Annotated in this window: 15 protein-coding genes and 1 pseudogene; 8 read left to right on the top strand and 8 right to left on the bottom strand. The window is 47.2% G+C overall.

The window, feature by feature from the left end; all coding sequences use genetic code 11:
• Window positions 1–16 precede the first annotated feature (16 nt).
• Window positions 17–421, bottom strand: a complete 405-nt coding sequence (locus TOL_RS01480; protein ID WP_015485494.1) for a tetratricopeptide repeat protein — start codon at window positions 419–421, stop codon at window positions 17–19.
• Entirely contained in the window at window positions 400–2,865 is a 2,466-nt protein-coding gene (mrcB, locus tag TOL_RS01475) for a penicillin-binding protein 1B (protein ID WP_015485493.1), read from the bottom strand. Before mrcB ends, TOL_RS01480 begins: the two co-directional genes overlap by 22 nt.
• Before the next feature lie 299 nt (window positions 2,866–3,164).
• Between mrcB and TOL_RS01465 the strand changes: the two genes are divergently transcribed.
• From TOL_RS01465 to TOL_RS01440, 6 genes are all read left to right on the top strand, one after another.
• Window positions 3,165–4,265: an extracellular solute-binding protein gene (locus TOL_RS01465; RefSeq protein ID WP_015485491.1), complete on the top strand. Its 1,101-nt coding sequence runs from the start codon at window positions 3,165–3,167 to the stop codon at window positions 4,263–4,265.
• Between the two features lie 183 nt (window positions 4,266–4,448).
• Window positions 4,449–5,582: an ABC transporter ATP-binding protein gene (locus TOL_RS01460; protein ID WP_015485490.1), complete on the top strand. Its 1,134-nt coding sequence runs from the start codon at window positions 4,449–4,451 to the stop codon at window positions 5,580–5,582.
• Window positions 5,579–6,490: an ABC transporter permease subunit gene (locus TOL_RS01455; RefSeq protein ID WP_015485489.1), complete on the top strand. Its 912-nt coding sequence runs from the start codon at window positions 5,579–5,581 to the stop codon at window positions 6,488–6,490. The genes TOL_RS01460 and TOL_RS01455 overlap by 4 nt, the downstream gene beginning before the upstream one ends.
• A complete protein-coding gene (locus TOL_RS01450; RefSeq protein WP_015485488.1) occupies window positions 6,490–7,314 on the top strand; it encodes an ABC transporter permease subunit in 825 nt (274 codons plus the stop codon). The genes TOL_RS01455 and TOL_RS01450 overlap by 1 nt, the downstream gene beginning before the upstream one ends.
• Window positions 7,315–7,444: 130 nt before the next feature.
• Entirely contained in the window at window positions 7,445–10,357 is a 2,913-nt protein-coding gene (gene glnE, locus TOL_RS01445; RefSeq protein ID WP_015485487.1) for a bifunctional [glutamate--ammonia ligase]-adenylyl-L-tyrosine phosphorylase/[glutamate--ammonia-ligase] adenylyltransferase, read from the top strand.
• A gap of 51 nt (window positions 10,358–10,408) precedes the next feature.
• Window positions 10,409–11,338 (top strand): branched-chain amino acid transaminase, encoded by a 930-nt coding sequence (locus TOL_RS01440; RefSeq protein WP_015485486.1) that lies wholly within the window; start codon window positions 10,409–10,411, stop codon window positions 11,336–11,338.
• A gap of 63 nt (window positions 11,339–11,401) precedes the next feature.
• Here TOL_RS01440 and TOL_RS01435 read toward each other — a convergent pair whose 3' ends face one another.
• A complete protein-coding gene (locus tag TOL_RS01435; RefSeq protein WP_015485485.1) occupies window positions 11,402–12,238 on the bottom strand; it encodes a hypothetical protein in 837 nt (278 codons plus the stop codon).
• Between the two features lie 163 nt (window positions 12,239–12,401).
• Here TOL_RS01435 and TOL_RS19480 point away from each other — a divergent pair.
• Window positions 12,402–12,664 (top strand): annotated as a pseudogene (locus TOL_RS19480) (class II glutamine amidotransferase); the annotation flags it as partial.
• Here the strand turns inward: TOL_RS19480 and TOL_RS01430 are convergent.
• The 5 genes from TOL_RS01430 to TOL_RS01410 form a co-directional block, all read right to left on the bottom strand.
• On the bottom strand, window positions 12,653–14,659 hold the full coding sequence (locus TOL_RS01430; RefSeq protein WP_015485484.1) for a DNA topoisomerase III: 2,007 nt from the start codon (window positions 14,657–14,659) through the stop codon (window positions 12,653–12,655). The pseudogene TOL_RS19480 and the gene TOL_RS01430 overlap by 12 nt on opposite strands.
• Window positions 14,660–14,777: 118 nt before the next feature.
• A complete protein-coding gene (locus TOL_RS01425; protein ID WP_015485483.1) occupies window positions 14,778–15,554 on the bottom strand; it encodes a glutathione S-transferase family protein in 777 nt (258 codons plus the stop codon).
• A 102-nt stretch (window positions 15,555–15,656) separates the two neighbouring features.
• On the bottom strand, window positions 15,657–17,864 hold the full coding sequence (locus TOL_RS01420; RefSeq protein ID WP_015485482.1) for a transglutaminase TgpA family protein: 2,208 nt from the start codon (window positions 17,862–17,864) through the stop codon (window positions 15,657–15,659).
• Window positions 17,861–19,090 (bottom strand): DUF58 domain-containing protein, encoded by a 1,230-nt coding sequence (locus TOL_RS01415; RefSeq protein ID WP_015485481.1) that lies wholly within the window; start codon window positions 19,088–19,090, stop codon window positions 17,861–17,863. The genes TOL_RS01420 and TOL_RS01415 overlap by 4 nt, the downstream gene beginning before the upstream one ends.
• 11 nt (window positions 19,091–19,101) lie before the next feature.
• Window positions 19,102–20,091 (bottom strand): AAA family ATPase, encoded by a 990-nt coding sequence (locus tag TOL_RS01410; protein WP_015485480.1) that lies wholly within the window; start codon window positions 20,089–20,091, stop codon window positions 19,102–19,104.
• A gap of 207 nt (window positions 20,092–20,298) precedes the next feature.
• On the opposite strand from TOL_RS01410, the gene TOL_RS01405 reads away from it, so the two are divergent.
• Entirely contained in the window at window positions 20,299–21,306 is a 1,008-nt protein-coding gene (locus tag TOL_RS01405) for an ArsR/SmtB family transcription factor (RefSeq protein WP_015485479.1), read from the top strand.
• The last annotated feature ends 17 nt before the right edge of the window (window positions 21,307–21,323 follow it).

The raw sequence follows: 21,323 nt of genomic DNA, 5'->3' as shown, positions 1-21,323 counted from the left end.
GCTGATGCGCCCATTTTTATTCTACTAACAGCGCATCAATACGCCGCAAGAAATTTGAATCGCCAGCGGCAAACACCTTGGCACGCTGCAATAACTGTTGTGCTCGGCGGGCATCGCCAACTTGTAAACACACCCACGCTTGACGATAAAGTACAGCAGGATTACGCGGCTGAATTTGCCGCGCTTGATCTAAATAGGTGAGTGCCGCAGACCATTGACCGAGCTGACGCGCTTGTTCTGCTTTTTGAAACAGCGATTCCACCGCCGGATGATTCTCGCCTTCTGCTAATGAACCCAAGCGGCCATTATCCCAAGTCGGCAATGAAGATACCGTCATAGGCATCTGCTCGGGCTTAACCACGGCACTGCTGCAACCAGCCAACACCGCAATCATTGCCATCAAAATAACCAATCGAGCCATGAGCGTTTTCCTTTTGATTCCTGCGCAGCAGCTTCACAGGGCTTGGCCGTGCTGTCCAGTCGATCTGGCAAAAATGGATAAATTGAGCCGCGACAATTATCACCTAATAATATCCCGCGCTCATCCACCGCAGCATTCACGAGCCCTGATGCTGGCAATAAAGGTTCAACGCCGACACGCTTAAACGTATCGCGCCAAATAGGCAATGCGGCACTACTGCCAGTAAAAGGCATTGGCTGATTATCATCACGGCCAACCCAGATCACCCCTAAATGACGATTATCAAAACCCGCAAGCCAAGCATCTCGCTGATCATCACTCGTGCCCGTTTTAGCAGCTAAACGAACAGCAAAACTTTGCCCTAATGCTTTGGCTGTGCCTCGTTCAGCAACCTGCTCTAAGCCATATCGTAACCACTGAATCATATTCGGATCATAAGCTTGCTCGCCCTGAATCGCATATGACGATAAGGTCTCGCCGCTGGCGGTGGTCACCGCTTCGATAGTGCGTAGCGGCATCACAAAACCTTGGGAGGCAATGGTTTGATACATATGCGCTACATCTAGCGGCGACATTGAAATCGCTCCTAACAACAACGATGGATAAGGCGGCAGCGGTTGCTCTACACCGAGTTTTGCAAATTCGGCTACCACGTTCTGTAAGCCGACCTGCATGCCCAAACGCGCTGTCGCTTGGTTGTATGAGCGCGCCAATGCATCAATCATAGGCACTTCACCGTGACTTTGATGATCGTAATTTTTCGGCTGCCATAACTGCTCACTAGGACCAGCCACCGTCACAGGACCATCGTCCAGCAAAGATCCCCAGTGATAACGACCCGATTCTAATGCCGCCAAGTACACCGCTGGCTTTGCTAACGAGCCAATGCTTCGTTGCGCAGCGATAGCACGATTGAAACCAAAAAATTCAGCCTTGCGTGACCCCAGCAAAGCTCGAATTTCACCACCATCAACACTGGTAATCACGGCAGCAGTCTCTAGCTGATCGCGCAGCTCTGGCTGGCGGCGTTCCAGTAGCGATAACTGATTAGCGGCAGCATCTTCTACGGCATGTTGAACCCAAGGATCTAAGGTGGTGAAAATATGCAAGCCTTCACTTTGCAAATCAGCCAGACGATAATTGCGCTGTAACTGATCTTTCGCTAGCTCCAAAAATGCCGGATATTCCCGCTGACCCGCACGGCGTGGCGAGGCGGTCTCTAAAGACTGACCTTGAGCCCGAATTCGCTCAGCGGTCGATATGATGCCGTTTTCTTCCATTAGCCCAAGCACGAGATCCCTGCGCTCTTTCGCTCGTTCTGGATTACGACGCGGATTATAAAAAGAAGCCCCCTTTACTAGACCTACCAACATGGCAATTTCGCTGGTTTGCAATTCATTTAATGGCTTACCAAAATAGAACCGCGACGCTAAACCAAAGCCATGAATAGCACGACGACCGGCTTGGCCAAGATAAACTTCGTTAAAGTACGCCTGTAAAATTTCTTCTTTGCTGTAATGACGCTCCAATAGCAGAGCCATCAGGGCTTCCTGAATTTTACGTTGTAAACTACGCTCGTTGGTTAAGAAAAAATTCTTAACCAACTGTTGCGTTAGGGTGGAGCCGCCCTGCACCATGCCGCCAGCCCGCATATTCGCCATCATCGCCCGTGCAATGCCGCGCGCAGACACGCCCCAATGATCAAAGTAGGCTTTATCTTCCGTAACAATCAAAGCGGCAACTAATTGCGCCGGAGCTTCACTTAACTTTATTAGCTCTCGATCTTCGTTGTGCGCAGGAAAGATGCCACCAATATACTGTGGCTCTAAACGAACCAAGGCAACGTCACCCTGCCCGTCTGTTAATTCTGTGATATGGCCATCATGAATACGAACAGTGAGACGACGTGTTGCTTCAGCGCCATCCCAAAATGGAAATGCTCTGCGATAAATAAACCAACGTTCGCCACGCTCGTCATAACTACCGACCCGACTCGCACCGCTTGAACGGGTATAATCAGCCCACTGTAATTCCGCCCGCAATTGTTCCGCAGAAAGTGATTTACCCGGATAGAGCGTCAGCGGACGAGCATAAACCTTGGCCGGCAACGCCCATTTTTTACCATCAAACTCCGCTCGTACTTTGGCATCCAAATACACCAGCCAAATTCCAAATAGCAAAACCGCCGCTAGGCTGCCCAAGACAAACAAGCGGCGCCAATGAGTGCTTTTCTTTATTGGAGGAGCGGGTGGTGGCGTCCCCTGTGACTTTTTAGCCGTTGGCGCTGCAGCTTTTGTCGTCTTAGGCGCACTTTTACGCGTCACCGTGGAGGATTTTTTACCGTTAGAAGCTGACGCAGCTGCAGGCTTTTGTGCCGTTGGCGAGCGACGTTTAGGTGCTTTTTTATTACTATCGGCACCACTATTGTTGGTTGGGGAGCTCATAAATTCAGGCGTTCAGCATTCATAAAAAGAGGGCGGAATCATAGCAAGTCCGGCAGGTAGGTTCTAATAACCATTGCGCTCTGCCACCAGCATTGTTTATCGTGACGATTAAATCAATTGTCTGTATTTTTTATACGATATTGCGATCATCGCCACTAAAATGAGTAAAGCCGAGGTTACTCACCTCGATTGCCTTTGGCCTAAGCACAAATTGCAGCTTGGATAGCTCGTAATCAACTAACAGAACTCGGATGTCCGAACGAAATCGGTCTCGAACCTTCTTTAACTGGAGTATACGCATGCTTAAGAACCTGTTTATCCGTGGACTGCTATCGGCAGCTGTTGTGACCGCGACTTCTGCGGTAAGTGCCGAAGAATCTCTCCATATTTATAACTGGTCTGACTATATTGCAGAAGACACAATCGCTAACTTCCAAGCAGCGACTGGAATTCAGGTGACGTACGATGTTTATGACTCCAACGAAGTATTAGAAGCCAAGCTGTTAGCTGGACGCAGCGGCTACGATTTAGTATTTCCAACCGCACGTCCTTTTGCTGATCGTGCGATTCAAGCCAAGTTGTATCAGCCCATCGATAAAGCGGCCCTCACCAACTATGGCAACCTCGACTCTGTTATTGTGAAATCATTAAGCGACATTGATGCCGGCAATCAATACTTAGTGCCATACATGTGGGGTACAACCGGTATCGCTTACAACGAGCCAAAGGTGAAAGCGATTCTTGGCGATGACATGCCATTAGATACTTGGGCACTGGTATTTGATCCTGCCATCGTTAGCAAATTATCGAGCTGCGGCGTTGCTCTTATGGACGATGCCACCGAAGTATTTGCGGCAGCGAATGCCTATATGGGTACGCCAACCGACGACTACAGCAAAAAAGCTATCGATGCCGCAGCTGCGACTGTTGCGGCCGTGCGCTCTAACATCCGTTACTTCCACAGCTCACAAACAATCAACGATCTTGCTAATGGCGATATCTGTGTAGCTCATGGTTATTCTGGCGATATGCTGCAAGCACGTGATCGCGCAGCAGAAGCAGACAACGGTGTTGTCGTGCAGTACGTAGTACCCAAAGAAGGTGCTGTGGTATGGACGGATGTTATGGCCATTCCTGCAGATGCACCAAATCCAGCAGCCGCCAACAAATTCATCAACTACTTGTTAACGCCTGAAGTGATTGCACCAATCACTAATTACGTTGCTTACGCTAACGCGAATAAAGCCGCTACGCCGTTAGTTGATGAAGAAGTACGTAACAACCCTGGTGTTTATCCATCAGAAGCAACCCAAGAAAAGCTTCTTGTGCTGAAAACACCAAGTGATAAAGAAGCACGCAACATGACCCGCACTTGGACTCGTGTTAAAACCGGCAAATAAAACAGTCGAACTTGCTAACCGCTAGTGATTGAAATCAATCACTAGCGCTTTAAAACTCATTCTGTCTATCCAAAGCCTCTCATTCCGAATGGATTGTGGAGGCTTTATTGCTATATGCGATGGATACAGTACGTTGTATTTTCAGACGTCTGCCACTGACGCGTTATTTAGAGCTTAACTCTCATGAATCAAACACGACCGACTTCATCTCAACCTTGGGCCGCCCCAGAAGAGGAGCCGATTGTACGCATAGAAAAATTAACGAAAAAATTCGACGATACCTATGCAGTCGATGAGATCAGCTTAGATATTCACCGCGGTGAATTTTTCTCCCTACTGGGCGCGTCGGGCTGTGGTAAAACTACCCTGCTGCGCATGCTAGCCGGGTTTGAAACGCCTACCAGTGGCCGAATTATTATTGACGGCCAAGATATGACCAATGTGCCGCCCTATAAACGTCCAGTGAATATGATGTTCCAAAGTTATGCGTTATTTCCGCATATGAATATCGCGCAAAATATTGCTTATGGATTAAAACAAGAAGCGATTTCATCCACAGAGCGCCGTGAGCGCGTCGCCGAAATGATGGCCTTAGTGCAAATTGAAAAGCTCGCAACGCGCAAACCGCACCAACTTTCGGGTGGTCAGCGTCAACGTGTTGCCCTTGCGCGCGCATTAGCCAAGCAGCCGAAGATTTTATTACTCGACGAGCCATTAGGTGCACTCGATAAAAAACTACGCGAGCGCACTCAGTTTGAATTAGTAAACTTGCAAGAACGCCTCGGTATTACCTTTATTATCGTAACCCACGATCAAGAAGAAGCCATGACGATGTCTTCGCGTATTGCGCTTTTGCATGATGGTCGCGTTGAGCAAGTTGATAATCCACGTCGTATGTACGAATTCCCAGCTACTCGTTATGCCGCCAACTTCATTGGTTCGGTGAATTTATTTAACGGCCATGTGGTTGAACACGAAAACGACATGGTGGTAATTCACAGTGAAGAAGCCGGTGGCGATTTACGTGTTCATCATAGTCAGCCTCTGTCGATTGGTATGGCCGTTACCGTTGCTGTGCGCCCTGAAAAAGTGGCGGTAACTAGCGAATACGAAAATGCGCCTAATAATATCCGCGGCATTATTCAAGAAATTGCCTACCTAGGTGACGTATCGATTTACCACGTTGATTTACCCAGTGGTAAACGCATTCAATTTACTCAGCCTAATGTAATGGCATTAGCGGAACAGCCTTTGACTTGGGGACAAGAAGTCTCACTAAAATGGCATACCCATAGCTGTGGGGTATTAACGCAATGATGATGTCGCTGCAACGCTGGCTTGGAGCCAATGGCCAGCGCTTAATTGTCGGTATTCCTTGGTTTTGGCTGGCGCTATTTTTTGTGCTGCCCTTTTTGTTTATTTTGAAAATCAGTTTATCCGAACCACAACTAGCGCAGCCACCTTATCAAGATTGGATTCGCGAATTTGAAGATGGCTTGCTGACGATCACTCTGAATTTCGGCAACTACCTACTATTACTAGAAGACGATCTCTATTTTTCAGCGTTAATGGGGTCACTATCCATTGCCGCCGTATCAACCGTTATATGTTTATTAATCGGTTACCCGATGGCCTATGCCATTGCGCTTTCTCCCAAACATTGGCGCATGCCACTGCTAATGCTAATTATTCTTCCCTTTTGGACGTCTTTTTTAATTCGGGTTTATGCGTGGATCGGTATCCTCAAAGATAATGGCTTATTAAATCAATTATTAATGGGGATCGGCCTAATAGATGAGCCGTTACAAATGCTGCACACCCCCATCGCAGTTTATGTTGGCGTGGTGTATAGCTATCTGCCCTTTTTAGTTTTACCTCTTTACGCCACATTAGTACGCTTAGATAACACCTTACTAGAGGCCGCTGCCGATCTCGGCGCTCGCCCTTGGCGCCAGTTCTTAACGATTACCTTGCCGCAATCTATACCTGGGGTGATGGCAGGTTCTATGCTGGTATTTATCCCGGTGATGGGCGAGTTCGTGATTCCAGACTTACTCGGCGGCCCAGATACTTTAATGATCGGTAAACTGATGTGGACCGAATTCTTTAGCAATAAAGACTGGCCTGTCGCCTCTTCATTGGCTGCCATTTTACTGTTAGTGCTGATTATTCCATTTGTGGTGATGCGTCATTACGAACAAAGAGCGAACGAGGAGCAAGGCTGATGCGCGCACTATTCTCTCGTTACCCTCTGCTAATTGTATTATTGCTGTGCGGCTATGCTTTTTTGTATCTGCCAATTTTTAGCCTAATTATTTATTCGTTTAACGAAAGTCGACTGGTCACCGTATGGGGTGGATTCAGCACTAAGTGGTATGGGGAGTTGGTTAACAACGCACCCCTGCTAAATGCCGCATGGTTGAGTATTAAAATAGCCGCGCTTAATGCCACCTTAGCCATTGTGCTGGGGACATTTGCCGCACTTGCGATTGTGCGTATGCGCGGTACTCGAGGCCATAAGAGTTTAGGCATTATGGTGACAGCGCCGTTAGTGATGCCTGAAATTATTATCGGCTTATCCTTACTGCTACTGTTTGTCGCCTTGGAAGATTTAACCGGATGGCCAGAAGGGCGCGGGCAGGTCACCATTTTAATTGCCCATGTCACTTTCTCGATGGCGTATGTCACTGTCATAGTACAGAGTCGACTGGCACATATGGATAGATCCATTGAAGAAGCCGCAATGGATTTAGGCGCACGCCCATTAAAAGTATTTTTTACGATTACTCTGCCGATGATTGCCCCAGCTCTTGCTGCAGGCTGGCTGTTAGCGTTCACCCTGTCGATGGATGACTTAGTGATCGCCAGCTTTGTTTCTGGCCCTGGCGCAACCACTCTGCCAATGGTGGTGTATTCCAGTGTGCGTTTAGGTGTTAGCCCGCAGATTAATGCCTTAGCGACCATTATGATCGCTGTAGTAAGCCTTGCAGTATTGATTGCTGCCGTCATTATGTATCGACAAGAAGCCGCGGATCAAAAGCGGAAGTAAGCCCGCTATCGCGTAGTGGTGGCTATCACATGTTAGCCACCACCTAAATTATTCAAACTTGGTATTCCACATTCCAAGATAGCGCCTCAGCAGCTAAAGTAATGGTCTAATCGTTTCAGGTAAGAAGACCATGCTTCCCGGCCCAATTTCCGCTCATTGGCAACACATTCAAGCAACCATAGCCGATGCGTACTCACATCACGGTTTTGATTGGCTCAATCTTTGGCAAAGCCTTGAACATGAACAACAGCAACGCCTGCAAAAAGTCTTGTGTTTAAGCGACTATGTTGTCGATGCATTGCCCCATCAAGGTGAATACTTCGCTCACGCATTGCGTACCGACACCCTGTCGCAACCATTGAAGCGAGGCGATATTCGCCAGTGGCTAAATGAATTCTCCCAGGATGCGAAAACCGATGACGACTGGCATGCGGCGCTACGCCATCTGCGTCGTCGCGCTATGGTGCATATTATTTGGCGCGACTTACTGCGCTTAGGAAATACCTTAGATACCACGCGAGTCCTATCGGAATTAGCGGATGAATGCGTCTGTCGCAGCCTCGATTTCTTAGCGACTGATTTAATTGCGCGTCACGGCAAGCCCCTGAGTAAAGAAAGTGGTGAAGAACAGCAAATGCTGGTGTTGGGCATGGGTAAACTTGGCGCTTACGAATTAAATTTAAGTTCGGATATCGACCTTATTTTTACTTACCCCGACAGTGGTGATACCTCTGGTCCTAAGGTAATTAGTAACCAAGAATACTTCGTTAAGCTTGGACAAAAATTAATACAGGCACTAGATAAACACACGGTTGATGGCTTTGTCTTTCGCACCGACATGCGCCTGCGCCCCTATGGTCAAAGCGGCCCGTTGGTAATGAATTTCACTTCACTGGAAAATTACTACGAAAGCCAAGGTCGAGATTGGGAACGCTACGCGATGGTGAAGGCGCGCGTTATGAACGGTGAAACTAGCCTCGCCGCCAAAGAATTGCTTAGCATTCTGCGCCCGTTTACCTATCGGGTGTATGTTGATTACAGCGCGTTTGCGTCTTTACGTTCGATGAAAGATATGATTAATGCAGAAGTGCGTCGTCGCGGTCTACAAGACAACGTTAAGCTGGGGTCGGGTGGTATTCGCGAAGTCGAATTTATTGTACAAGCCTTCCAATTAATTCGTGGCGGCCAAGACCGGCTACTACAAACACGCGAACTATGCCGCGTGCTCGACATCCTTGCTGCCGAAGGTTATCTCCCGATTGAAGCCTGTGAACAATTACGCAGTGCCTATTTATTTTTGCGTGACAGTGAGCACGCCATTCAGGCATTAGCCGACGAACAAACCCAACAGCTGCCACAAAATGAACTTGATCAGGCGCGTATTGCTTGGGCGATGAACTGCAGCGATTGGCCAACCTACTTGCAGCAGCTATCGACGCATCGACAAAATGTTAGCCACCACTTTGCACAAATTGTCGCTAATGACGAGGATAGTGAGCAAGACTCGTCGGCGCTCAATCATGCCTGGCTAGATTTGTGGCACGGTGAATTAACAGGCGCTGCTGCGGATGAATTTTTAGCTGAGCATCCCTGTGCTAACGCCAAGGAAGTACAAGATAAGCTTTCGACCTTTCGTGAATCCCGCGCCGTACTCAATATGCAGCAAGTTGGGCGCGAGCGTTTAGAAGAATTAATGCCTCTACTGCTGCAGAAATTATGGCTGCAAACAGCACCACTAACAACACTAGAGCGGTTAATTCCCTTATTGGAAGCGGTGCTACGCCGAACAGCTTATTTAGTGTTATTAAAAGAAAATCCACAGGCACTGAAGCAACTTGTGCGCTTATGTAATGCCTCCAGCTGGGTAGCTGAATACATCACTCAAACCCCGCTGTTGTTAGATGAGTTACTCGACGTTACTAGCTTATATCGCTTGCCATCAGCTGCTGAACTGCGCGAAGAGCTGCACCTGCGCCTATTGCGCATCGATCCTGATGATTTAGAACAGCAAATGGAGCAGCTCAGGCAATTTGTGCGTGCCCACAAATTACGTGCCGCCGCCTGTGAGGTAATGGAAGCACTAACCCTAATGCAGGTGAGTGATTATCTGACGTGGCTGGCCGAGGTCACACTGACAACGGTTATGAATCTAGCTTGGCAGCAAATGGTCGATAAATATGGCTACCCGACCGATGCCAATAATGACGCTGTTGCTGAGCCTGAGTTTCTCATTCTTGGCTACGGCAAGGTAGGTGGCCTCGAGATCAGTTATAGCTCCGATCTGGATTTAGTGTTTATTCACAATGGGATTGCTGGCAAAGCGACTAACGGCGAGCGCAGCTTAGATAACGGCGTATTTTATACCCGTATGGGCCAACGCATGGTGCACATTCTCACGACGCAAACCCGCTCCGGTGACTTATATGAAGTTGATCTAAGGCTACGCCCGTCGGGTAACTCCGGCATGATAGTTACCTCGTTAAAAGCCTTCAGCGAATACCAAGAAAAGCACGCATGGACATGGGAGCACCAAGCCTTAGTACGAGCGCGAATACTCTGCGGACAAGCCGCACTGGCCGCGGCAACAAAAAAAGTGCGCGAAGGCATTTTATCAAGACCGCGTAATATCCCTGCCCTGCGCGAAGAAGTGCGAGCCATGCGACAAAAAATGAGGGATAATCTTGGCTCCAAAGATACGAGCGGCCAGCAATTTCACCTCAAACAAGACGCGGGGGGTATTGTTGACATCGAGTTTCTGGTTCAATACGGAGTACTGGCGTGGTCACACCAACACCCAGCGCTGTTGGCTGTTACAGACAACATGCGTTTGTTGGATGCCTTCGCGCAAGTTGGCCTGATGAATCCACAAGATCGTCAGACCCTGCAGGAAACCTACCTGTCCTACCGAGCCGAAACTCACCGGCGTGCATTACAGAAGCAATCCCTGTTACTGGACTATGACACCCAATCCAGACTGGGCTTTGATGTACGACGCAGCGATGTAATCCGACTGTGGAAACTCTGGTTAGAGGCTGATATCTAAAATCTGAGTCAGCTGGCCAACAACATTTTACGAATTTTGAGTGAGGTCCTTATGCTACCTTCCATGTCCGACCGCGATGGTCTGATCTGGCTAGACGGAGAGATGGTTGACTGGCGCGAAGCGAAAGTCCACGTATTAACTCATACCTTGCATTACGGCATGGGCGTTTTTGAAGGTGTGCGGGCATACGAGACGGCACAGGGTGCAGCAATTTTCCGTTTGCAGGAACACACCCAGCGCCTGTTTAACTCGGCCCATATCCTGAATATGAAGCTGCCGTATAGCAAAGAAGAAATTAACGAAGCGCATCGCGCCGCTGTGCGTGAAAACAACCTGAACAGTGCTTATATTCGCCCCATGGCGTTTTATGGTTCTGAAGGTATGGGCTTACGTGCTGAAAATCTAAAAGTGCATGTGATGGTTGCGGCTTGGGAATGGCCGGCGTACATGGGCGAAGAAGCGAAAACTAAAGGTATTAAAATTCGTACTTCTAGTTACACGCGTCACCATGTCAACATCACTATGTGTAAAGCAAAAGCGAACGGCAACTACATGAACTCCATGTTAGCCCTACGTGAAGCATTAGACAGCGGCTGCGAAGAAGCACTATTACTGGATAACGAAGGCTACGTAGCTGAAGGGTCTGGTGAAAACTTCTTTATGATGAGTAATGGCGTTATGTACACGCCAGAACTGACATCATGTTTAGACGGTATTACCCGTCGTACCATTATGGAAATGGCACGCTCAATGGGTATTGAAGTACGTGAAAAGCGCATCACCCGCGATGAAGTGTATATCGCCGATGAAGCTTTCTTTACCGGTACTGCCGCAGAAGTATTGCCGATTCAATCATTGGATGGTCGCGTAATCGGCGCTGGTAGCCGTGGCCCAGTGACTGAGAAGCTACAAAATATGTACTTCGATACAGTAACGGGTAAAGCACCGTTTAAACCAGAATGGTTGACCTTAGTAAAGTAATTTATTACTGAACTAACAGGCAATAAAAAGCCGCCATTAACTAAGTTAATGGCGGCTTTTTATTTATAGGACGATTAGCCCCGTCATATCAATAGATAAACGACACTCGAGACTATCACCAGCATAAGCGTAGGCTTTCTCGCTAAATTCGGAGCCCGAAATCAATCCAGTTTCGGCATCAAGCGTCAACTGTAATTTATAATTATTGACGGTATTGAGACCGAGAATTGTGTCATTGCTATTTTCTTCAATAACAAAGGTGGTGCCACTTACCGAGCTAAAATTCATGCGCTCATTTTCATTAATTATGTAACCGTTTTTCCAGTTAATAACTAAGCTTTCTGTACTTTTAAGGGTGTAACCTAAACCTACGCAGTCGGTGTCATTGCTGGTCGTGAATTTTACAAAATATTCATTTTCTGTAAGCCCTAACGTTTCACGATTAGCCGCTGCAAACCTAACTTGAAAGTTATCAGAGCCACCCTCAGACTTAACTCGAACTCGATAGGTAAAACCACTGGTTGCAGTAAAGACTAAGCGTTCATCCGATGTGTCGCCTTTACTCGAGGCTAAGGTATTCAGACCGGTAAAATCTGATACCAATAAATCAAGATTCTCAGCAGCGCTAGAGAGCACAACCGCCACATCCCCAGTGATTGCCGCCGTGTAATAAACATCGACCCAGCTGTCTTCGACAACATAACTGGTCAATAAGGTATTCAAAGCAACGGCTTGGTAATTTTCAACCGGTGTTGAAGTTAAATCAGGTTCGCTTGCGCGTCCTTTTAAATCTTCTGAAATTGTTACATTGATCGCAGGAGACGAGCTACCACCAGAATCACCGCCACATGCAACAAACATAGGGGGTAGCGCTACTAGAAAGAGGGCTCGAAAGCTCATAATGCGTATCCTTCGGTTTTTTATTGTTGATCGCAGGTCTTATCATATGTGAACAGCTAATGAAGTAAAACGACTAAAGCCAGCGTATACAGTAAAATGACATAAAGAAAAATGCAGATGGTCCTTAAACTGCGTGTCCAATCACTTAACGAAAGACAATGCTATATGCAAACTCCCTGGCATGAGCGCCAACACTCCAACTGACCTTTGCTTTAATTTCACCGGTTTGACCCAGGCGGTGGTGCTATAGGTCCGCACAAAGATGGCTGGGCTAGTGCAGCACCATTCGATCGAAAGTAAACCGCAATTTGTCATATTCGTCAGGCCAATATCGGTGATATTTGCATAGCAAATACGCATCCATTCAGCCGTGAGTTATGGGGACGGCATTGGGTGTTTGCCGACAACGAACGATTACCAAGCTTTAGGTTTGCGCTTTGATTTAATCGACCTAGTTGATTTATCTGTGCTAGCTGACTTGCGCGGTGCCGTCGACTTTCTTACTGCAGAGCCGCCTTTTCTTGGTTTAAACGCAGGCATGGAAATGCCACCAAAACGTCCGATATCTAGCTGCTTGGCTTGGTTAATTAATGCGTCTAATTGAAGAGCAAGAGGTTGCATAAATTGATCGTAGTTTAATAGCTTTTGGGTAATGTCATTTAATTGCTTTTCCCACTGGGCAGTCATATCCGGCAAGGTACAGGCTTCGGGCAAGGCCGCTACCAGCGCTTTACCTAAATCGGTTGCGCGAATACTTTTTCCTTCACGCTGTAGAAATCGGCGTTTAAAAAGCAGTTCAATGATTCCGGCGCGCGTCGCTTCGGTACCGAGACCGTCGGTTTCTTTTAATATTTTTTTCAATTCAGAATCTGTAACAAAACGAGCAATGCCTGTCATTGCCGCCAGCAGAGTAGCATCGGTAAAATACGCCGGTGGCTGAGTATTCTTTTCTTGCACATCCGGTTCGCCACTCCACAGGACTTGCCCCTTTTCTAATTTAGGCAACGATGGGCGACTTGGATCTTGATCGGCGTTTTGATCCGACTGTTTACGAGCTGGAAGCAGTTGTTTCCAACCGAGTTTTATCGTTTCTCGCTCGGTGGCGACAAACACACCACCGGCAATATCTAATTCAATGCGCGTATCGGCATATTCGAACGCAGGATAAAACTGCATCACATATTGGCGCGCAATCAATTGGTAAACTTTCTGCTCATACCTTGATAAACGCTGAATATCCAACGATTTTTCGGTAGGAATTATCGCATGATGCGCTTCCACCTTTTTATCGTCCCACGCTTTACTGCGATATTGCGTGTCAGCTTGTGCTACTCCACTAGCCAGTTCATTGGCACTGTTAGCAATGGCGGACAATACCACACTGCGACGCGCATAATGTTCTGTCGGTAAATAACGGCAATCGGAACGCGGGTAAGTAATTAGCTGATGTTTTTCGTATAGCGATTGGCAGCTATCTAATACTTGCTGCGCACTTAAACCGAAGGCTTTTGCCGCATCAATTTGCAGCGACGATAAATTATACGGCAAGGGTGCTGCTTGTTTTTTTAATTTTCGCTCAATACTGGTCACGCTTGCCGCTTGCTGGCGAATACGTTGAGCGACATTATGTGCAAGCTTAGGATTCAGTACACGGCCCTCATCATCTTGGTGCGCTTGGCAAGATTCGCTGGGTAGCCACTTTGCATAAAAACTCAGCGGCTGTTCGGCATTTAAATGTAGCGCCGCGAACACTTCATAAAATGGCTTGCTAATAAAGTCGGCAATTTCATTATCTCGGCGCACAATTAAACCTAGAATTGGTGTCTGCACGCGACCGACTGACAACACCGCTTTCAAACCGCCCTGTTGGCCTTTTAACGTATAAGCTCGGGTTAAATTAATTCCGTATAACCAATCGGCACGAGAGCGCGCCAAAGCCGATACAGACAGCGGAATAAAATCCTTATTAGGACGTAGCTGTTGCAAGGCGCGGGTGACCGCTTGGGGATTTAAATCACTCACCAATAAACGCTGCATGGATGAGCGTTTTGTCGCTGGCACTTTTAAAAAGGCAATAACCTCGTCTACTAATAGTTGCCCCTCACGATCTGGGTCTCCCGCGTGCACTATGCTATCTGCTTCTTTAACCAGTTTACGCAATACGCTTAATTGCTTGCGAGTTTGCGCCTTAGCTTCAAGCTGCCATTCATTAGGAACAATTGGTAAGTGATCTAACCGCCACTGTTTATATTGGGGGTTATAGGCTTCTGGCTGAGCTTGCTCTAATAGATGGCCTATACACCAGCTCACCACATCGCCGTTGGCAGCGCGCACAAAGCCTTCGCCTTTACTGTGAGGCTGAGGAAGCACCGCTGCAATTGCGCGGCCTAAGCTTGGTTTCTCGGCAATAATCAGGCGCATAAAATGCTACTGTAGATGATATGTATATCCGTACAGTATATAGCGCTAACCTAGGGATTCAATGGGCAAGATTAGCCTTGCCCATAAAGAGTCGACCGTGAGTATGAAATGACAGCACTTATGCTGCGTTGGGCATAACCTGCCAAATTTGACCACGATGGGCAGCATAGATATCGCGAACCCATTGTAATGCTGGACTATCGGCCCACAACTTGGCGACACCAGCCATTTTTTCGCGGAATTCACTCGTGCCGTAAATTGGATGTTCTTCTGGGCAGGCTAACGGTGCAAGTAAAGAAGCGGCTGTAATATCAGCAATGGTTAGGCTATCACCCACCAGATAACGACCTTGTTTTATGCGTGCTTCCAACCACTTAATCTCAGCATCAATACGCTGTTCAGCAATTGCGACATGTTTTTTATTAATTTTAAGCTTTAGCTTAAACATAGGCTTAATAATCGGATAACCAGCACGTACAATGCGGCTCTCCCAAGGTGTCGCAAACTGCGTCCAAATATCTAAAATTAGTGCTTTATGAGCAAATCCTGGCAAATATAAATAACGCGCAACACCCTTGCCTATGGCATCAAAGCGTCGCTGTATTGCAATGATTTCATCAAGAGATTCTGCTGGTAAAGATTTTAATGGCCCATATTCTTGTGCCAACCAATCGACAATTCGCGGACTATCTTGAACGCGTTTACTACCACGCTGAACCAAAGGAACTGTAGTCTGACCTCGACCACCTTTTAATAGCATCGGTAAAGTATGGATAGCAGGCGTTAGTGCCTGTTCAATATAGGGAATACCTTCGTAATCTAATAACCAACGAATTTTCTCGCTGTAATGCGACATATTGATGGTGTAGAGGGTCAGCGCGTTGGTATTAGACATAAAAATGTCCTCGGCAATATAAAACATGCCGCACTTTACCCCATGAAAACCCGCGAGGTAAGAGCGCGATTAAGACAAGTTACCGTGTAGCAGAATAAGAAATTAGCTCTTCAATTCTTCGACTGCTGCCAAAGCCGCTTGTTGAATTTGTTCTAAATCTGAATATTCACCAAGATAGAAAGTATTATGGACACAATGGGCTAAGGTACGCATGGCCGACAGGTGACCATATTGGTTTTCAACGACCGATAGCCAATCTTCGATCTCAACCGACGACTGACGTTTTGGTGTGTGCTTTTGCGCCATGCGTTGTAGGTGATACATATAGAAATAAAGGGCGTCAGGCGCATTGTTAGGCGTGTAAGCCTGTATTTTACGTGCGCTCATATAAGCATGCAGATACGGCAGCCAATAAGGTTGGAACATCCAACTAGCAAATAGAATCACGCACATCAGCAGCAGTAGAGGCCAAGCATTCAATAAAAATAGTTTAATGTAGGCCGCAATAATGACGACGCCTGAGTATAGCGCTAGCCATAACGCACTAAGAATGGCTCCAAGATTAAACTCTTGGCTGTCTCCGACTTGGCTAAGTTGCACGACCTGCTGAGCGTATTGACTTATCTGCTCTGCAGCAAAAACACTTTCGTGTGAGCTAGGAATTTGATAATACGCCGTCGGTTCAAACGTTACCCAGCGTCCGTCAATCCATGCCTCGGTCCAAGCATGACCATCAATTGCACGGATTTCAAAATATCCTGTCAGCGGATTTTTATTATTCACAGAGAAACCCGTCACCAAGCGCGCGGGGATACCTAAGCTGCGTAGCATAATCGTCATCGCGCTAGCAAAATATTCACAGTGACCTTGCTTGTCGACAAACAGAAATTTGCTCAGTGGCGTACGACCTTGTGATTGTGTAATCGAAGCAAAACTGTACTGATATTCACTGCGTAAATGTGTTTCTAGAGCGATGGCTTTGGCATAACTGCCCGAATATTTGCGTGTCACTTCGCGCGCTAACTTGCGTATACGCCCATCAAAGTTTTTGGTGAGTTGTAGGTCTTCGCTTTCTGGCGGTGGCACTCTCGATATTGGGCGGTTATCCACCAGTTCTAATGCCGACTTAACGGTATAGCGCGTGTTGGGGCGTAGCACTCCCGGCAATAAAGGCTGATTGAATTGATCAAGTGCAATCACACTCGCCGGCACCCATATAGAAACTGGATCGGCGGCGGCAGGAAGCCATGCTGGCATGTTCCTTTCGATGGTAATAACTTGCTGGAAATTTCCTTTGCGTGTGACGTCTAAATCTACTTTTCCTATAAAGTTAGTATTAACTTTACGACTGATATTTTCGTTGGTAGATGACCAACTCTCGCCATCGAAGTAATTAAAGGTACGAACTTTTAAGTAGCTGCCGTGCGGCGCTTTCATGCGCGCGACAATAGCATTCAAATCAATACCAGCCTTGCTTGCCATGGTTTCACGAATATCAAACTGGCTATTAAAGCCGTCATATTCATAGTCACTACCGTCATCGCCGTAAGAAGAAAGATCAGTAATTTCATTAAAATTATCTAAGCGTGTACGCTGATCTTCGACCTCGTTACTTTCCGATTTCTTCGGTGGTGGAGGTACATTGTCATCAGCATGCTTCTGCCAGTCATCATCATGATAGAAATCACCGGCTGAGGATTCCTGTCCGCCAAAATTCAACGCTGGAGGGCGAGGAATGATTAAATAAAATGCAAAAGCCAAAATTAAAATAACCGCTGTTATGAATACTCTGTGCTGGCTAGCCGTTTTTGGTACCACCTCATTTTTTTCGTGATGCTCAATTTGCTCCCCCTGATCTAACCAAGCTTCTCCTAAACTAAAGGCGGCGAAAAGACTGTATGCAATTATTGCTAACAAATAGAAGCCAGACGTTGCCTCGGCAGCCCCGACCAACACAAAAATAAAACTCATTACTTGAGCAAAGTAAAAACGACGATACGTGTGCAGTTGCACATTCAAGGCTAGCGCAGCAACGAATAACAAGGCACCCAATGCCACCAGCAAATTAAGTTTAAATAATAAAAAGAGGAAGATCGCTAATCCAATTACGGCTATTCCATCAGCAATCGGTTTATTTTTTTCAGGCTCTTGTCGTGTTCTCCAGCCTAGCTGCAACGTAAACCAGACCAACAGCAGCAATAGCGGAAATAGCAATGCAGCGTAAGGAGAAATCATAACCGCAGCACATCCCGTCGCGGCAGATGTCATCTGCAAACTAAACCAATTTATAACAGGTACACGCCGAATCATTGCGAAAATACTCGTGTTAAATCACTCAGCTGATGAATATCTAAGCGTAACTGGTTCTGGCTGACGGTCGTCCAACCTTCTTTGTATTGCGCCATAGGAAAGCGATAGCTCTCCTCAGAAATCACTATATCAATGTGGCCTGAAGGAGAGTGTAATTGCAATTCTTGGCTGCTAACGCGCACGGTAATTAAGACTGCCTGCTGTCCTTGTTCTTGCTGCGCGGCGCGAATGGCTTCACTGTAATTACGCGTGCCATCGGCAGTGACCCACGCAAGATCTTGTAAATGTTCCGCTATCGACTGCTGGCCAGGCTGCACTTTAAATTGCCGCGATTGTGCGCTTTCAATATACAGTGTTAACCCTTTCTGCTGTTGTTGAGCAAATTGTAAAAGAGACGCCGCGATCCTAACCCCCAACTCGAAACTACTATTCACCCCGTTACTTACTTCAGTACCGACATTATTCGTTGAATTGCCATCAATAACGACCAACCAGCGCGGGCAGTCTAGACCGTGAAACTCACGCACAATCAAGTTTTGCTGACGCGCAGATGCGCCCCAATGAACGGATTTTAAAGAATCGCCCGGTCGATAATCACGTACACCAGAGAAATCACTATGCCCACTAAAAATCTGCTGCGATTCTTGTCCATCAACTGTTTGAGCATCCTGAATAGGCGCAGGTAAACGACGAATAACGGTAGGTTTTGGAGCCACAATAATCTGACAATCTTCGCTTACTAAGGTTAAGCGTCGCTGAATAAAACCAAACGGCCAGCCGCAACTGACTTCAGGCTTAGGTAGAGTAAATATGCCACGCTGCGCGCACAAATAATTTAACGCCATAGGCGTATTGGCGTCGGCATAGGCAATAAAATGGGTTTGTAGTTCGGGGATATTCGGCAATTGCTCGGCGACGGATAAATACCAAGCGGGCTTACCGGCAAAACGATAGCGGAGTTGGAGTTCGCTTCCCACTTCCGCTAGCCCCACTTGCGATCGGCTAAGCCGCAATTGGCGCAGCATCCACCAAGGCATAACCCAAGAAACCAGTAACAAGGCAAGAATGATAGCGCAAATACCGTACAGCAAATCAATGCCACGATTCCATGCCATTAAAAAGCACACAACCATCATCAAAACTAAAAAGCGCGGCGCATTGATATGCTTGCTAAGCCAACGCGCCAGCGGCTTAAGCGACTCCCCGACATTCACAGAGGAATTCATAGTATTGCCGCTTAAACCAAGTCGTCAGTTGGATAATCAGGCACTGGGACCTGAGCAATAAGGGCATTCCAAAACGCTTTACGCTTTTCTGGCTGCATTAAACTCGAATCCCGAAACACCAAGCGATGACTCAATACCGGCTCCAACAAGGACTTAACGATATCCACAGTAACCGCTTTTTTTCCATCCAGCGCGGCTATCGCCCGAGCAGCTCGCATTAAAGCTAGAGAACCACGCGGACTGGCGCCAAGACGAACCGCTGCATGCTCGCGCGTAGCGCGCACTAATTCACTGATATAGCGCGCGGTCGGTTCGCTGATAACCACTTTCTCGATCTGCGCTATCAAAGCCAGTAACAAGCTCTCACTTAGTACAGGTTTTAATTCATCTAACGGATGTCCAGACATCTGCGCCATCATCATCGCCAGTTCTTGTTCAGCGTCGGGATAACCTAAGCTAAGACGCATAAAGAAGCGATCTAACTGGGCTTCGGGTAACGGAAAGGTGCCACTAAATTCCACCGGGTTTTGAGTGGCAATAACGATAAAAGGATTCGGTAGAGGATAGGTCTTGCGATCACAGGTCACCGTACCCTCCGCCATCGCCTCTAATAAGGCCGACTGGGTACGTGGCGTAGCACGGTTGATTTCATCGGCTAATAATATATTGGTAAATACAGGGCCGGGCATGAATTGGAATTTATGTTCGGGAGCATTATAGATGCTGATGCCAGTCACATCCGATGGCATTAAATCCGGTGTGCACTGCAAGCGCTTCATACGCAATGCCAACGCTTGGCTCAATGCTCGCGCTAAAGTGGTTTTACCGACGCCCGGAGCATCCTCAAGCAAGAGATGCCCGCGACACAACAAACAAGCCACCAGTAACTTCAAATGCTTTGGATCTGTTTTTACAACCCCAGCTAAAGCATCGATCAATGGCGTTATCGCCTGTTGCAACTTGGTAGGCGCTTTCTTTTCACTCGCATAAATATCTGTCATTACGATTCCTTTGCCATGCTCATGCTTATCGACGTTATTCTTATTTTATCCATCTAACGCCAGTGGCCGTTTACGCCAGTTAAATGATCATACCCAGTTTTATACCAGATCCGAACCTTGTAGCTTAAGAAAACAGTACTTCGGCATTGTTAAAATCTATATCGAAAAAAATTGATATACGATATCTTGCTGGTTATACTTTCCCGCATGCCTGCTAACAACGAACGCTCCTTGAATATTGTGTACCTTGCTCAAGCCAGCAAAGCGGCCGGCGATCCCCTACGAATGAACATTTTAAAGCTGCTTGGACGCGGGGCTTTTGGGGTGTTGGAGCTGTGTCAGATATTCGATATTAAACAGTCGAGCATGAGCCATCATTTAAAGGTATTGGCACAAGCGGGACTGGTGAGCACTCAACGCGAAGGCAATAGTATTTTTTATCGTCGCCCGCTCATTACCGCGACAGATAGCTGGAGTCAGTGGCTGCGAGCAACCTTTATCGCGATTGATGCTGCTAGCAGTGATGAAGATATCGGCATGGCCGTAGAGCAAGTGCTTGCCGAACGTGCGGAGGCCTGCGCAGAGTTCTTCTCTCGTCACGCCAATGACTTTAAAGACCAGCAAGATTTGATCGCATCATTTGACCAATACGGTGATGCACTAGCGACCATTCTCGACTCGTTAACGGCCAGAGCTCGAAATAGCGAACAAGCTGGCTACGCTTTGGAGATTGGCCCTGGCGAAGGGGCATTTTTACCTTTGCTCGCTAAGCATTTTAGCAAGGTTACGGCGCTTGATGTGTCGCCGGACATGCTGGCTCGCACCGAGGCAACATTAGCGACCAACGCGATTGCTAATGTCGATTGTGTACTCGGTGATACCGCCCACTTGCTGGCAAACACGACAACGACAAAATACCAATTTGCCGTGGCCAATATGGTGTTGCACCACGTACCGGCACCGAAAACGATTTTTAACGAAGTAGCTGAGTTACTTCAACCCGAGGGAACATTACTGATCACGGATTTATGTCGTCATGATCAGGCATGGGCAAAGGATTCTTGCGGTGATCTATGGCTAGGCTTCGACCCTGCCGATTTAACGGCTTGGGCCACAGAAGCAGGCTTGATCGAAGGTCAGAGTCAATTTTTAGGTTTAAGGAATGGGTTCCAAATCCAGTTCCGGTTATTTCATCGCTCACCAGAGCGTTCGTAAAATTATTGAGAGGAGTC

Source organism: Thalassolituus oleivorans MIL-1, assembly GCF_000355675.1.
Lineage (GTDB): Bacteria > Pseudomonadota > Gammaproteobacteria > Pseudomonadales > Oceanobacteraceae > Thalassolituus > Thalassolituus oleivorans.
This window is presented reverse-complemented; position numbering and strand designations above follow the sequence as displayed.